This window comes from Priestia koreensis (assembly GCF_001274935.1).
GTDB classification, from domain to species: Bacteria; Bacillota; Bacilli; order Bacillales; family Bacillaceae_H; genus Bacillus_AG; species Bacillus_AG koreensis.
Window position 1 is genome coordinate 235188 of record NZ_LILC01000011.1, and the last position, 15236, is coordinate 250423.

The 15236-nt window shown below is 41.7% G+C and carries 11 protein-coding genes; all 11 read left to right on the forward strand.

The genetic code is table 11. From position 1 onward, the window contains the following. Positions 1–31 precede the first annotated feature (31 nt). The 11 genes from ilvC to yihA all read left to right on the forward strand — a co-directional run bounded on the left by ilvC (position 32) and on the right by yihA (position 15233). Positions 32–1057, forward strand: a complete 1026-nt coding sequence (gene ilvC, locus AMD01_RS08410) for a ketol-acid reductoisomerase (RefSeq protein ID WP_053400941.1) — start codon at positions 32–34, stop codon at positions 1055–1057. Then, on the forward strand, positions 1044–2576 hold the full coding sequence (locus tag AMD01_RS08415; RefSeq protein ID WP_053400942.1) for a 2-isopropylmalate synthase: 1533 nt from the start codon (positions 1044–1046) through the stop codon (positions 2574–2576). Before ilvC ends, AMD01_RS08415 begins: the two co-directional genes overlap by 14 nt. Before the next feature lie 53 nt (positions 2577–2629). Continuing rightward, positions 2630–3742 (forward strand): 3-isopropylmalate dehydrogenase, encoded by a 1113-nt coding sequence (leuB, locus tag AMD01_RS08420; protein WP_053400943.1) that lies wholly within the window; start codon positions 2630–2632, stop codon positions 3740–3742. Between the two features lie 109 nt (positions 3743–3851). Then, positions 3852–5267 carry a 3-isopropylmalate dehydratase large subunit gene (gene leuC / locus AMD01_RS08425; protein ID WP_053400944.1) on the forward strand — a complete coding sequence of 472 codons (1416 nt, stop codon included), beginning with the start codon at positions 3852–3854 and terminating at the stop codon, positions 5265–5267. Between the two features lie 13 nt (positions 5268–5280). Continuing rightward, positions 5281–5859, forward strand: coding sequence for a 3-isopropylmalate dehydratase small subunit (gene leuD / locus AMD01_RS08430; protein ID WP_053400945.1), 579 nt, complete (start codon positions 5281–5283; stop codon positions 5857–5859). Between the two features lie 127 nt (positions 5860–5986). Continuing rightward, on the forward strand, positions 5987–7003 hold the full coding sequence (locus AMD01_RS08435) for a DUF3196 family protein (RefSeq protein ID WP_053400946.1): 1017 nt from the start codon (positions 5987–5989) through the stop codon (positions 7001–7003). Between the two features lie 210 nt (positions 7004–7213). Next, entirely contained in the window at positions 7214–8503 is a 1290-nt protein-coding gene (gene tig / locus AMD01_RS08440; protein WP_053400947.1) for a trigger factor, read from the forward strand. Between the two features lie 355 nt (positions 8504–8858). Then, complete coding sequence (gene clpX, locus AMD01_RS08445) at positions 8859–10124, forward strand: ATP-dependent protease ATP-binding subunit ClpX (protein WP_053400948.1); 1266 nt, start codon at positions 8859–8861, stop codon at positions 10122–10124. A gap of 157 nt (positions 10125–10281) precedes the next feature. Then, a complete protein-coding gene (lonB, locus tag AMD01_RS08450; RefSeq protein WP_053400949.1) occupies positions 10282–11949 on the forward strand; it encodes an ATP-dependent protease LonB in 1668 nt (555 codons plus the stop codon). Between the two features lie 381 nt (positions 11950–12330). After that, positions 12331–14652: an endopeptidase La gene (lon, locus tag AMD01_RS08455; protein WP_053400950.1), complete on the forward strand. Its 2322-nt coding sequence runs from the start codon at positions 12331–12333 to the stop codon at positions 14650–14652. Next, positions 14652–15233, forward strand: a complete 582-nt coding sequence (yihA, locus tag AMD01_RS08460) for a ribosome biogenesis GTP-binding protein YihA/YsxC (RefSeq protein ID WP_053400951.1) — start codon at positions 14652–14654, stop codon at positions 15231–15233. Before lon ends, yihA begins: the two co-directional genes overlap by 1 nt. The last annotated feature ends 3 nt before the right edge of the window (positions 15234–15236 follow it).

Below are 15236 nucleotides of genomic sequence, written 5' to 3' on the forward strand. Positions count from 1 at the left end.
ATACAGAAAAGTTAAAAAGGAGAGGTTATACATGGCAAAGGTTTATTACAATGGAGATGCAAATGATCAAGTTTTATCGGGGAAAACAGTAGCAATCGTGGGGTACGGCTCTCAAGGTCATGCACACGCTCAGAACTTACGTGATAGTGGTATTAACGTAGTGGTCGGTCTTCGAAAAGGGAAATCGTGGAACCAAGCAGAGCAAGACGGATTTACTGTTCTATCAGTGAGCGAAGCTACGCAACAGGCGGAGGTTGTCATGGTATTACTTCCAGACGAGCATCAGCCAAAGGTATACAAAGAGGAAATTGAGCCCGAGCTAAAACCAGGTCATTCATTAGTATTTGCACACGGATTTAACATTCATTTTAACCAAATCGTACCGCCAGAATTTGTGGATGTGTTTTTAGTGGCTCCAAAAGGTCCAGGACATTTAGTAAGACGTACGTATGAAGAAAGCGCTGGTGTGCCTGCATTATTCGCCGTTTACCAAGATGTATCGGGTGAAGCTCGTGACGTGGCGCTAGCATATGCGAAAGGAATTGGATCAGCACGTGCAGGCGTACTAGAAACAACGTTCCAAGAAGAAACAGAGACGGATTTATTCGGTGAGCAAGCGGTGCTTTGTGGTGGTCTTACTGCACTTGTAAAAGCTGGATTTGAGACGTTAGTTGAAGCTGGTTATCAGCCAGAGGTCGCTTATTTTGAGTGTTTACACGAGTTGAAATTAATTGTAGATCTCATGTACGAAGGTGGAATGGCTGGAATGAGATATTCGATTTCCGATACGGCTCAGTGGGGTGACTTCGTAACAGGACCTCGCATTGTAAACGATGCTGTAAAAGCAGAAATGAAAAACGTGTTAACGGATATCCAAACGGGTCAATTCGCAAAAGGCTGGATTTTAGAGAACCAAGCAAATCGTCCAGTGTTTAACGCAGTGAATCAGCGTGAAAACAGTCATTTAATTGAAGAGGTAGGAGCGAAGCTGCGTGAAATGATGCCATTTGTCAAAAAAAATAAGAAAGAAGCGGTGGTCGCGAGTGCAAAAAATTAAGCTATTTGATACGACGCTAAGAGATGGAGAACAGTCACCGGGAGTCAATCTTAATTTTCAAGAAAAGTTAGAGATTGCAAGACAGTTAGAGCGCTTAGGCATCGATATCATTGAAGCAGGATTCCCTGCTGCTTCAAAAGGAGATTTTCAATCTGTAAAAGAAATTGCGTCAATTGTACGTGGTTCTTCCGTAACAGGCCTTGCGCGGTCTGTTACGAAGGACATTGACGTTGCATGGGAGGCGTTGAAACATAGCGAGGAGCCAAGGCTTCATGTGTTTCTTGCTACTTCACCGATTCATATGCAATATAAGCTGAAAAAAACGCCTGATCAAGTGGTTGAAACAGCTGTCGAAATGGTTCGATACGCAACAAAGCGTTTTCCAGTTGTTCAGTGGTCTGCTGAAGATGCATGCCGCAGTGATTTGCCGTTCCTTGCGCGTATCATAACCGAAGTGATTGAGGCGGGTGCAAAAGTCATTAATATCCCTGATACAGTGGGATATATCACACCAGAGGAATACGGAGATATTTTTACTTATTTAAAGGAAAACGTGCCAAACATTCATCGCGTTGACTTATCTGCCCATTGCCATGATGACCTTGGGATGGCAACGGCTAATTCACTAGCAGCGATTCGTCACGGTGCTACGCAAATTGAAGGAACCATTAACGGAATTGGGGAACGAGCGGGTAATGCATCTCTTGAGGAAATTGCGGTTGCTCTTCACATTCGAAAAGACTTTTATCAGGCTGAAACAGGTCTAACGCTTCCTGAGACTAAACGTACAAGTGATTTAGTGAGCAAACTTACTGGCATGGTCATTGCACCGAATAAAGCGGTCGTTGGGCGCAATGCTTTTGCACATGAGTCAGGCATTCACCAGGACGGTGTGTTAAAAGAACCCACAACCTATGAAATTATTTCGCCGGAGCTAGTGGGTGTCAAACAAAACCCAATTGTATTAGGAAAACATTCAGGCCGCCATGCGTTCCGCACACGCCTGGTCGAGTTAGGGTTTGCTACGGGAGATCAGCAGCTAGATAGCTTGTTTGCTAAGTTCAAAGATTTGGCAGATAAAAAGAAAGAAATCACAGACGATGATTTATTCGCACTTGTTCTTCAAAAGCAAATTGGTGATGAAGAAGTGTATAAATTAGATGGACTTCAAGTTCAATACGGAATGAACAACATTCCAACCGCAACCGTTACGCTGCGTCGCGGTGAAGAAATTATTCAGGAAGCTGCAACAGGTGCCGGAAGCGTAGAAGCGATTTACAACACACTGGAACGATGCCTAGATCGTGAATTAAACCTTGTTGATTATCGCATTCAGTCAATCAACGGTGGCCCAGATGCACTTGCAGAAGTATACGTAAAAATTGCAAGTGAATCAGGAGAAGCGACAGGGCGCGGTGTAGCACATGATGTGCTTGAAGCGTCTGCCAAGGCCTATATTAACTCCGTCAATCGAATGGTTGCGATCGAAGAAACAAAGGCAAAGCAAGAGGTAGTCTAAGATACGAGGGGATGGTCTCCCCTTGTATTCTAAAAATGAGAGGAGAGAGACGGATGAAAAAAGTCATTGCAGTGTTGCCGGGAGATGGAATTGGAAAAGAAGTAACTCAGGGAGCTGTGGAGGTTTTAAAAGCTGTTGCAAACTGTTTTAATCATCAATTTGAATTCGTCTATTCTTCTATGGGTGGAGAAGCGATTGATCAATACGGGGTTCCTCTACCTGCTGAAACGCTTACGATTTGCAAAGACTCCGATGCTGTACTAATGGGTGCTGTTGGTGGTCCGAAATGGGATCATGTTCCTCCTAGCGTCCGCCCCGAAAAAGGACTGCTACAATTGCGAAAGGCTTTAGATGTTTATGCAAATCTGCGCCCCATTTCTGTGCACGCCCCTCTAGCGGATGCATCTCCTTTAAAGAAAGAATACGTAACGGACGTGGATTTTGTCATCGTTCGTGAGCTGACAGGTGGCCTTTATTTTGGTACACCAAGTGAGCGAAGAGAAGAAAACGGTGAGCAAACAGTAGTCGATACGCTTCATTATACAAGAGCTGAAATGAAGCGCATTATTAAAACCGCGTTTGATATTGCCTTACTGAGACGAAAAAAAGTAACGTCTGTTGATAAAGCTAATGTACTAGAGTCTAGCCGAGTATGGCGTGAAGTAGCAGAAGAAGTAGCGAAAGAGTATCCAGAAGTGGAGCTTGAGCACATGCTTGTGGACGCAGCTGCCATGGAGTTAATTCGCTGTCCAAAGCGCTTTGACGTCATGGTGACGGAAAATATGTTTGGAGACATTTTAAGCGATGAAGCGTCTATGATAACAGGATCTTTAGGAATGCTTCCATCTGCAAGCTTATCGGTAAAAGGACCGTCTCTGTACGAACCTGCTCATGGATCTGCGCCTGACATTGCGGGGCAAGGAAAAGCGAACCCAATTGCTGCAATTCTATCAGCAGCCATGCTGCTTCGCCATTCCTTTGGCTTGAAAGAAGAGGCCGCAGTAATCGAAAAAGCGGTGGAGCAAGCCCTTGGTGCAGGATACCGCACGGCTGACTTATATGCGGAAGGTCAATCCGTTATTTCGACGAGTAAAATGACGCAGGAAATCGTTGATGCCATCATTGATGACTCGGCAATTTCTAACATTATGACAGCTTATATTTAATTCACTCTATTAATATAGTAGAAAAGCGGAGATTCATACGAGTACGTAGGGGTGTTTGAACATAGACGTTCAGACATCCTGTTTTTAAAAATGCAGGAGGTGGATCGTGATGACGGCAAAAAACATTATTGAAAAAGTATGGGAAAAGCATGTTGTACATCGAGAGGAAGGAAAGCCGGATTTGTTATATATTGATTTGCACCTTATTCATGAGGTAACGTCTCCACAGGCATTTTCGGGACTTCGTCAAGCAAATCGAAAGGTAAGACGTCCAGATTTAACCTTCGCTACAATGGATCACAACGTACCAACAGTCAATCGGTTTGTAATTGAAGATCCGATTGCAAAGAAGCAAATCGAAACGCTAGCCGGTAATTGTCGCGAGTTTGGTGTAGAGCTTTTAGATTTGAATAGTGAGGAACAAGGAATCGTACATATTATTGGTCCAGAGCTTGGTCTAACTCAGCCTGGGAAGACGATTGTTTGTGGGGATAGTCACACATCAACACACGGAGCGTTTGGTGCGATTGCGTTTGGGATTGGAACGAGCGAGGTCGAGCATGTCCTTGCCACACAAACGTTATGGCAAAGTAGACCCAAAACGCTTCAAATCAAAATTAATGGCCAAAAGCCAAAAGGTTTTTTTGCAAAAGATATTATTCTGGCCGTTATTCAAAAATACGGCGTTCGTTTCGGAACGGGTTATATTATGGAATTTACAGGCGAAGCGATTCGTTCTTTATCAATGGAAGAGCGTATGACTATTTGCAATATGTCCATTGAAGCAGGTGCGAAGGCAGGATTGATCAGCCCGGATGAGACAACTTTCGAATATATAAAAGGTCGTCCTCATGCACCAAAGGGCGAAGCGTTCGATCGTGCTGTTGAAGAGTGGAAGGCTCTTGCGACGGACGAAGGAGCTGCCTATGACGAAACGTTAGAAATAGACATTAGCGAACTAAGTCCTGTCGTAACGTGGGGGACAAACCCTGGCATGAGTGCAGCGGTGGATGGTAAGCTTCCTACACTAGAAGAATGTTCAACTGATAGTGAGCGCCGATCGGTCGCGAGCGCTTTAGAATATATGGGCTTAACTGCGGGGATGGATGTAACAGATATTCCGGTTCAGCACGTTTTCATCGGATCTTGTACAAATGCTCGTCTTTCTGATTTACGCGATGCGGCACAGGTTATTAAAGGGAAAAAAGTTGCGCCAACGGTAACGGCCATTGTTGTTCCCGGATCACAGCGCATTAAGCAATTGGCTGAACAAGAAGGCCTAGCGGAAGTGTTTACGGATGCTGGATTTCAGTGGCGTGATTCAGGGTGTAGTATGTGCCTAGGAATGAACTCTGATCTCGTACCAGAGGGAGAACACTGCGCATCAACATCAAACAGAAACTTTGAAGGTCGTCAAGGAAAAGGAGCGCGAACACACCTTGTTAGTCCGGCAATGGCAGCAGCAGCGGCCTTGTACGGTCACTTTGTTGACGTTCGAAAATTAGAGGAAGCTGTACTAGCATAAGGAGGAGACCGAGATGAAACCATTTATCGTTCATACAGGAAAAGTTGCCGGTCTAGACCGTGCAAATGTCGATACAGATCAAATCATTCCAAAACAGTTTTTAAAGCGTATTGAACGAACAGGATTCGGACAATTTTTATTCTATGATTGGCGCTACAGAGCTGATGGCGCGCAGAACGAAGAGTTTGAACTAAATCAGCCTGTTAATCAAGGTGCAAGCATTTTAGTAGCGAGAGAAAATTTTGGCTGTGGGTCTTCAAGAGAGCACGCACCTTGGGCTTTGTTGGATTATGGCTTTGAGGTCATTATTGCTCCTTCGTTTGCGGATATTTTTCATCAAAATTGCTTAAAAAATGGGATGCTTCCAATCGCCTTATCAGATGAAGATGTAACGGTGCTACTGAAAAAGGCAGAGCAAGAGGACTTTACAATAACCGTTGATTTAGCGAAACAAATCATCACGGACGGTGCAGAATTTGTTCGTACGTTCAAAGTGGATCCACACTGGAAACGAATGCTCCTCGAGGGACTAGATGAGATTGGCTATACGCTCTCATTCGATGAAGATATTGTCGCTTATGAGGCAACGTAAAAAGAAAGGTGGCAGCGTTTGTCACCTTTTTTCTATGACCTTTTTCCTGCTTAGAAATGTGAATTCTTGTAATTGCTCATATTCCTTGCTACACTGTTAAGCAAATGCAGTGAAGCGGGGAGAAGTCATGAGCAAGGAAAGAGAAACAGAAAACATTATCGCCTTTCCTCATTTAAAGGAAAGGCTAGTCGAAAAAGCGACGATGTTAATGAAAGAAAAAGATTATCGAGAAGCGTTGCCATTGCTTCAACAAGTTCATGAACTAGACCCAGAACATCACGAAGGTGCACTAGGTCTTGTTATCTGTTCCTTTGAGCTCGGTGATATAAAAACGGCAAAACATCACAGCAAGCGTATGCTTCAGGAGGGAATTGGCGATTACTATCAAGTACTGCAAATTCATCTCATGATTTTGGTGCAAAATGGTGATTATGAGGAAGGAGCTACGCTGCTACAGGCGGTGTTTGATGAACAGCAGGTACCTTTTGAACATGCGAGCCATTTACATAATCTTCTTCAATTTTGTCAAACACGAGTAGAAGAATTACCTGACATGCCAGAACCAGCTGATGAACATGACCAAGATGAAGAGCTTCGTCTCATGTTAGAAAACGGAAATGTGAATCAGCAGTTAGACGTTGTGCAAGCACTGTATCAAGTTGATGTGAACAAACATCTCCAGCTCTTTGAAAAAATGCTCAAGGAAGAGAGCGTGCATCCAATCGTAAAAACGATGCTGTTTAAGCTTTTAGCAGAGCAGCAAATTGATGCAAATATAGAAGTGTGTAAATTTACATATAAGGCTACGTTCAACCCTTCTAAGATGGATATGAGTGAGTTAGATGCCTTTTCAGCTCACGTTCAATCACGACTTGAAGAGCAGTTGGAAAGTAATGATCCAACGCTTCTGTCATTTGCGCTTGAGATTTGGCAACGATATTTGTTCCTACTCTTTCCTTTCTATCCTCAACAGGGAGAGCAAAACGTCTGGGTGGCGGCCGTCCACTACGCAGCACTTGAAATGCAAGGACAGGAAGGTGAAATGGAGGACGTGGCTTCTCAGTACAATTTGCGTTTATCCGCGCTGCAACAAGTAATCGATGACATTAAAAAAATTGAAGAAATTTCATCCATTGAAATGTAATAAGATTGGTTGAAACATCGACCTTGTATGGTATAATATAGTGGTTGTAAACTGTACAGCTGTCTATCGTAAAGTAATTTATTTCTTTACAGTCTCTTCCTATCTGTTTTACAGTAGGAAATTAGATAGATGATGGCTTGTCCCGCTAGGACGAGCTATTTTCGATATCTGTAACTAATTTTAAAACTTGAATTTTGGAGGGAAACATACATGTCTGCTAAATGGGAAAAACAAGAAGGCAACCAAGGTGTCTTAACAGTAGAAGTAGAAGCGGCTCAATTCGACGCTGCGCTAGATAAAGCTTTTAACAAAGTGGTTAAACAAATTAACGTTCCAGGTTTCCGTAAAGGGAAAATGCCACGTTCATTATTTGAAAAACGTTTCGGTGTAGAATCATTATACCAAGATGCATTAGATTTCGTATTACCTGATGCATACGGTGCTGCAATCGATGAAACTGGAATTGAGCCAGTTGATCGTCCAGAAATCGATGTAGAACAAATCGAACAAGGAAAAACACTTGTATTCACTGCAAAAGTAACAGTAAAGCCTGAAGTTAAATTAGGCGAATACAAAAACCTTGAAGTAGAAAAATTAGATGCAGCAGTAACTGACGAAGATGTAGAGAACGAACTAAAAACTCTTCAAGAGCGTCACGCTGAACTAGTTGTAAAAGAAAACGGAAAAGTTGAAGATGGCGATACAGCTGTAATCGATTTCGAAGGTTTCGTTGATGGCGAAGCATTCGAAGGCGGAAAAGGCGAAAACTACTCATTAGAAGTAGGTTCTGGCACATTCATCCCTGGTTTCGAAGAGCAATTAGTTGGTACTGAAGCTGGAGTTGATACAGAAGTTGAAGTAACATTCCCAGAAGAGTATCATGCTGAAGAATTAGCTGGTAAAAAAGCTACATTCAAAGTAAAAGTTCACGAAATCAAATCAAAAGAACTTCCAGCTTTAGATGACGAGTTCGCAAAAGATGTAGACGAAGAAGTTGAAACTCTTGATGCATTAAAAGCGAAAACAAAAGAAAGACTAGAAACAGAAAAAACAAACGAAGCTGACACAGCTCTTCGCGACGCTTTAGTTGAAAAAGCAGCTGAAAACGCTGAAGTTGAAATCCCAGAAGTAATGTTCGAAAGCGAAGTTAACCGTATGCTTCAAGAATTCGAACAACGTCTTCAAATGCAAGGTCTAAACCTTGAGCTTTACTTCCAGTTCTCTGGTCAAGATGAAGCAGCTCTTCGTGAGCAAATGAAGCCAGACGCTGAGCAACGCGTGAAAATGAACTTAACATTAGACGCAATCGCTCAAGCTGAAAACCTTGTTGTGGATGACAGCGAGCTAAGCAAAGAATTAGAAAACATGGCAGGAATGTACAACGTATCTGTCGAACAATTAAAGAGCATGCTTGGTGGAAACCTAGATTCTCTTAAAGAGGACCTAAAAATCCGCAAAGCAATCGAATTTCTTGTAGAAAACAGCAAAACTGTTGCATAATAATAAATAGTAAAACAAGGCGCGATGCGATCGGGCCTTGTTTTATACCATTACAACAATGTTTTCGAAAGATTTTCATTGATACATCAGTATTTTCTTGTTTCATGAAGGGCTAGGTATTAGAATGAATTTACATAACCACTGTTTTACAAAAGCACTATTGAATTTGTTAAATACATAGAAGACCTTTTAGTACCCATGCTATTTTTTTTATGTTAAAATGCAGTACAAATGTGTATCCCCGTCAGTACGATCATGCATTTTGCATTTGAAAATAGTACATTCATTCTACCGGCTCATGAAATGGATGGGAATTTACTTAAAGCATGTTACAAAATCCATAAGGGGTGAAATTATGTTTAAGTTTAACGATGAAAAAGGGCAGTTAAAATGCTCTTTCTGTGGAAAAACGCAAGACCAAGTTCGCAAGCTAGTAGCAGGTCCAGGGGTATATATCTGTGACGAGTGCATTGAGCTTTGTACGGAAATCGTCGAAGAAGAACTTGGTTCAGAAGAAGAAGTAGAATTCAAGGATGTTCCAAAACCAAAAGAGATTTGTGAAATCCTAGATGAATACGTAATTGGACAGGATGCAGCGAAGCGTGCTCTTTCTGTTGCCGTATATAATCATTACAAACGCATCAATTCAAACAGCAAGATTGATGATGTTGAATTAGCGAAAAGTAACATTGCGATGATCGGGCCAACTGGTAGCGGTAAAACATTACTTGCTCAAACTTTAGCTCGTATTCTTAATGTACCATTTGCGATTGCGGACGCAACGTCTCTAACAGAAGCTGGTTATGTAGGGGAAGATGTTGAAAATATCCTTCTAAAACTAATCCAAGCGGCTGATTATGACGTTGAAAAAGCTGAAAAAGGAATCATTTATATCGATGAAATTGATAAGGTAGCACGTAAATCTGAAAACCCATCTATTACACGTGATGTATCAGGTGAAGGGGTTCAGCAAGCGCTTCTTAAAATCTTAGAAGGTACTGTTGCAAGCGTACCGCCACAAGGTGGAAGAAAGCATCCTCATCAAGAGTTCATCCAAATCGATACAACAAATATCTTGTTCATTTGCGGCGGGGCATTTGATGGGATTGAACCAATTATTAAACGCCGTCTAGGTAAAAAAGTAATTGGATTCGGTTCTGAAGCGAAACAAGCTGAAATCGAAGATAAAGAACTTCTTTCAAAAGTATTACCTGAAGACTTGTTGAAATTTGGATTAATTCCTGAGTTCATCGGTCGTTTACCGGTAATTGCTAACCTTGAACAGTTAGATGAAGAAGCTCTAATTGAGATTTTAACAAAACCGAAAAACGCACTTGTAAAGCAATATCAAAAAATGCTTGAACTTGATAGCGTAGAGCTAGAGTTTGAACCAGAAGCATTAGAAGAAATTGCGAAAAAGGCAATTGAGCGCAAAACAGGTGCACGTGGTTTACGTTCAATCATTGAAGGAATTACACAAGAAATTATGTTTGAATTACCTTCTCGTGAGGATATCGTAAAATGTATTATTACAGGCGATACGGTTCGAAACCAAGCAATGCCTAAATTAGTACTAGAAGACGGTTCAACAGTTGAAGAAGGCAGTAAAACATCTGCATAAATGATGCAATAGGAGAGAGGCTGATTTTAATCAGCCTCTTTTTTGTTGCACAGAAATTCGTTATTTTTGAAAATATTATGGAAGTCGGTTTATTCATATCCATGCAGGGAGATACTAGCAATAATTATGAAACATTATTGCTTGCAGGAGGTTACGTATGAACTGGACTAACATCGCGTTAATCGTCCAATTATTCTTCGGAATCGTAATTGGATTGTATTTTTGGAACTTGTTACGTAATCAGCGTACACAAAAGGTCTCAATTGATCGAGAATCACGTAAAGAAATGGATCAGCTTCGAAAAATGCGTTCTATTTCACTCACTGAGCCGTTAGCAGAAAAGGTACGTCCTTCTACTTTTAAAGATATTGTGGGACAAGAAGATGGGATTAAGTCTTTAAAAGCAGCAATTTGTGGACCAAACCCTCAGCACGTCATTATTTATGGACCGCCTGGAGTTGGAAAAACAGCTGCGGCACGACTTGTACTAGAAGAAGCGAAAAAGAATCAAAAATCGCCATTCAAGCAGAGCGCCGTATTTGTTGAGCTTGATGCAACGACAGCAAGATTTGATGAGCGCGGCATCGCTGACCCTTTGATCGGTTCTGTACATGACCCAATTTACCAAGGTGCTGGAGCAATGGGGCAAGCTGGAATTCCTCAGCCTAAGCAGGGAGCAGTAACAAACGCGCATGGAGGCGTATTGTTCATTGATGAAATTGGGGAACTTCATCCGATTCAGATGAACAAGCTACTGAAAGTGCTTGAAGACCGAAAAGTATTTATGGAAAGTGCCTATTACAGTGAGGAAAACCCGCAAATTCCAACGCATATTCATGATATTTTTCAAAATGGTCTACCGGCCGATTTTCGATTAATCGGGGCAACGACTCGAACACCTAACGAAATTCCACCGGCGATTCGTTCACGTTGCTTAGAAGTATTTTTCCGTGAGTTAGAGCGTGATGAAGTGAAGGAAGTAGCCCAAAAAGCTGCAAACAAAGTCCATATGACGATGAGTGATCAAGGACTAACAGTATTGTCTACATATGCACGAAACGGCCGTGAAGCGGTAAATATGGTTCAAATCGGTGCGGGATTAGCGATTTCCGAAGAGCGCCAGCACATTAAAGATGAGGACCTTGAGTGGGTGGTTCACTCTAGTCAATTAAGCCCTCGCCATGATCCGAAAATCCATGATAAAGAGCAAATTGGCGTTGTGAATGGTTTAGCTGTTCATGGACCTAATTCAGGGTCTCTGTTAGAAATTGAAGTGACGGCCATGAAGGTAAAAGAAAAAGGTACGATTAATATTACTGGAATCGTAGAAGAAGAAAGTATTGGTGGACAAGGTAAGTCAGTACGAAGAAAAAGTATGGCAAAAAGCTCGATTGAAAATGTAGTGACGGTTTTACGATCGATGAACGTTCCCGCTGATGAATATGATATTCACGTGAATTTCCCAGGCGGCGTGCCGATCGACGGACCGTCAGCTGGGATTGCGATGGCGACAGGGATTTATTCAGCTATCTATGAAATTCCGATCAAAAATACGGTTGCTATGACGGGAGAAATTAGTCTTCATGGAAAAGTGAAGCCAATTGGCGGCGTCATTCCAAAAATCAAAGCAGCAAGACAAGCGGGCGTTCAAAACGTGATTATTCCATACGAGAACATGAACAGCATGGTCAATGAGCTGAAGAACATTGAGGTGACACCTGTAAAGCACTTGGATGAAGTGTTTGCGATTGCCTTTCAACAACTGGATGATCATCTTGTACAATTTAAAGAACAAAAAGGATTCCCGAAAACCGAATCTATGTAAGTATAGGAAAACGATGAAAGTGAAGCGGTTCTGTCTGAACAGAAGAACTGCTTTGCTTTTTTATTTGAGAGAAGATCAGTTATAAGTACCAAAGAAAAAGTTTTTTGCAGCTGAGTATTGTTAAAAAAGAAAACAAAGCGCACTATAAGAATAGGGCATATGAGAATTTTACGATAAATGAGGAATAGATTAGAAAAGGACTCCTTTTCATGAAATGCTCATCTTGCACATTTCCACGAATCAAAAAGCAGAATTGCGAATTAAAGTATGATAAAATAAGTAATTACTATGATTAGACATGTGTATACAAATAAGATAGAATTGGTAAAAGATTTCACATGATACATAATCATTTATCAAACATCTGGAGGTGTTCATTTGATGGCAAACGGTGAAGAAATGCTGGTTCCCCTCCTGCCACTGCGAGGTTTATTAGTTTATCCAACAATGGTCCTGCATTTAGATGTAGGTCGTGATAAATCGGTCCAAGCGCTTGAAAAAGCCATGGTGGACGATAATTTAATTTTTTTAGTAGCCCAAAAGGATATGGGAATTGATGACCCTTCCCAAAATGATTTGTTTGAAATGGGGACATTGGCGAAAATTAAGCAAATGCTTAAGTTGCCAAATGGAACGATGAGGGTGTTAGTTGAAGGACTTCAACGCGGATTCATTCAGTCTTTTGACGAAGTTGATGACTCTTTCTTAGTGAAAATTGATACGTATGATGAGGCGTACAAAGGTGACCTAGAAGATCGTGCCTTAATGAGAACGCTTCTTGAGTATTTTGATCAATACATAAAAATTTCTAAGAAAGTGTCAGCCGAAACGTTCTCAACGGTTTCTGATATTGAAGAGCCTGGGCGATTGGCTGATATTATTGCATCGCATTTACCACTTAAAATTCCTGGTAAGCAAGACATTTTAGAAACGCTTGATGTGAAAGAGCGTTTGAATAAAGTCATTTCCTTCATTCAAAATGAAAAAGAAGTGCTTCAGCTAGAGAAAAAAATTGGTCAGCGCGTAAAGAAATCCATGGAGCGTACTCAAAAAGAGTATTACCTTCGCGAGCAAATGAAGGCCATTCAAAAAGAGCTTGGAGACAAAGAAGGAAAAACGGGAGAAGTAGCGACACTGCGTGAAAAAATTGAAGCAGCGGGTATGTCAGAGTCTGCGAAAGCCGTTGCGCTACGTGAACTAGATCGCTACGAAAAAATCCCAGCAAGTTCTGCAGAAAGCTCTGTTATCCGCAATTACATTGATTGGCTCGTAACCATCCCTTGGACAGAAGCAACGGAAGATATTTTAAATATCAAGCGTGCAGAAAAAGTACTGGATGATGAGCATTATGGCCTTGAAAAAGTAAAAGAACGTGTTCTTGAGTATTTAGCCGTTCAGCAATTAACGAAATCACTGAAGGGGCCTATTTTGTGCCTATCAGGACCTCCTGGCGTAGGGAAAACATCCCTAGCAAGATCCATTGCGACTTCAATGAATCGTAATTTTGTACGTGCATCTCTTGGTGGTGTACGCGATGAATCTGAAATTCGTGGTCATCGTCGTACATATGTAGGAGCAATGCCAGGCCGAATTATTCAGAGCATGAAAAAAGCAGGGACAATTAACCCAGTCTTCTTATTGGATGAAATTGATAAAATGTCCAATGATTTCAGAGGAGATCCATCTTCTGCTTTACTTGAGGTGTTAGATCCAGAACAAAACCATAATTTCAGCGATCACTATATTGAAGAGCCATACGACTTATCGAACGTTATGTTTATTGCGACAGCAAATAACCTAGCTACGATTCCTGGTCCTTTACGTGATCGTATGGAAATCATTAATATTGCAGGTTATACAGAGTTAGAAAAGCTTGAAATTGCGAAACGCCATCTAGCTCCTCGTCAGCTAGCAGATCATGGTCTACAAAAGTCGCAGCTCCAAATCCGTGATGATGCGTTGATGGCATTGATTCGTCTGTATACGCGTGAGGCTGGAGTACGTAGCCTTGAGCGTGAAATCGCCTCAATCTGTCGTAAAGCAGCGAGATTAATTGTAAGCGAAGAGAAAAAGCGAGTGGTCGTGACAGAAAAAAGCCTAGAAGAATTTTTAGGTAAACCACGTTTCCGCTACGGTCAAGCTGAACTTGAAGATCAAGTAGGGGTTGCGACTGGTCTAGCTTATACAGCTGCTGGCGGTGATACGCTAGCGATTGAAGTCAGTCTTTCATCAGGAAAAGGAAAGCTTGTTTTAACAGGTAAGCTTGGCGACGTGATGAAAGAATCCGCTCAAACTGCGTTTAGCTACGTTCGTTCTAAGGCGAAGGAATTAGGCATTGAAGAAAATTTCTACGAAAAATATGATATACACATTCACGTACCAGAAGGAGCCGTTCCAAAAGATGGTCCATCTGCTGGTATTACGATTGCAACGGCGCTCATTTCAGCGTTAACAGGCAAACCGATTCGCAAAGAAGTAGGGATGACAGGTGAAATTACGCTGCGTGGCCGCGTATTGCCAATCGGTGGATTAAAAGAAAAATCACTAAGTGCTCACCGTGCGGGGTTGACGAAAATTTTAATTCCGTATGATAATGAAAAGGACATCGAGGATATTCCGGACAGTGTTCGTGAACGAATCGAAATTGTGCTGGTCTCTCATTTAGATGAGGTACTAAAGCATGCGCTAGTAGGAGAGAAGTAATGAAGATTAATCATTCAGAAATTGTTATAAGCGCCGTGCGCCCAGAGCAATATCCAGAAGGTGGACTTCCGGAGTTTGCTTTGGCAGGGCGTTCAAATGTAGGAAAGTCATCTTTTATTAATAAGATGCTTGGTCGTAAAGGACTAGCTCGTATCTCATCAAAGCCAGGGAAAACACAAACACTTAATTTTTATGATTTGGATCAAAAATTAATGTTTGTCGACGTTCCAGGTTATGGATTTGCGAAAGTGTCCAAAAAGGAACGAGAAGCGTGGGGGAAAATGATTGAAACGTACTTAACGGACCGCGATCCGTTAAAGGCTGTTGTACAAATCGTTGACCTACGTCATCCGCCGTCCAAGGACGATATTATGATGTATGACTTTTTAAAGCATTACGAAATTCCCGTGATATTGATCGCGACGAAAGCCGATAAAATTCCAAAAGGGAAATGGCAAAAGCACATGAAGATCGTCTACTCTGCTCTTCAAGTAGAAGAGGGAGATAAAGTAGTACTATTCTCATCTGAAACAGGTCTTGGAAAAGAAGAGGCGTGGGCAGCGATCGAGAGCTTTATGTAAAAA

What these genes read in the sequence shown, in the direction of transcription:
- ilvC (WP_053400941.1), top strand. Translation starts at nt 32, where the DNA reads ATGGCAAAGGTTTATTACAATGGAGATGCAAATGATCAAGTTTTATCG.
- leuB (WP_053400943.1), top strand. Translation starts at nt 2,630, where the DNA reads ATGAAAAAAGTCATTGCAGTGTTGCCGGGAGATGGAATTGGAAAAGAA.
- leuC (WP_053400944.1), top strand. Translation starts at nt 3,852, where the DNA reads ATGACGGCAAAAAACATTATTGAAAAAGTATGGGAAAAGCATGTTGTA.
- leuD (WP_053400945.1), top strand. Translation starts at nt 5,281, where the DNA reads ATGAAACCATTTATCGTTCATACAGGAAAAGTTGCCGGTCTAGACCGT.
- AMD01_RS08435 (WP_053400946.1), top strand. Translation starts at nt 5,987, where the DNA reads ATGAGCAAGGAAAGAGAAACAGAAAACATTATCGCCTTTCCTCATTTA.
- tig (WP_053400947.1), top strand. Translation starts at nt 7,214, where the DNA reads ATGTCTGCTAAATGGGAAAAACAAGAAGGCAACCAAGGTGTCTTAACA.
- clpX (WP_053400948.1), top strand. Translation starts at nt 8,859, where the DNA reads ATGTTTAAGTTTAACGATGAAAAAGGGCAGTTAAAATGCTCTTTCTGT.
- lonB (WP_053400949.1), top strand. Translation starts at nt 10,282, where the DNA reads ATGAACTGGACTAACATCGCGTTAATCGTCCAATTATTCTTCGGAATC.
- lon (WP_053400950.1), top strand. Translation starts at nt 12,331, where the DNA reads ATGGCAAACGGTGAAGAAATGCTGGTTCCCCTCCTGCCACTGCGAGGT.
- yihA (WP_053400951.1), top strand. Translation starts at nt 14,652, where the DNA reads ATGAAGATTAATCATTCAGAAATTGTTATAAGCGCCGTGCGCCCAGAG.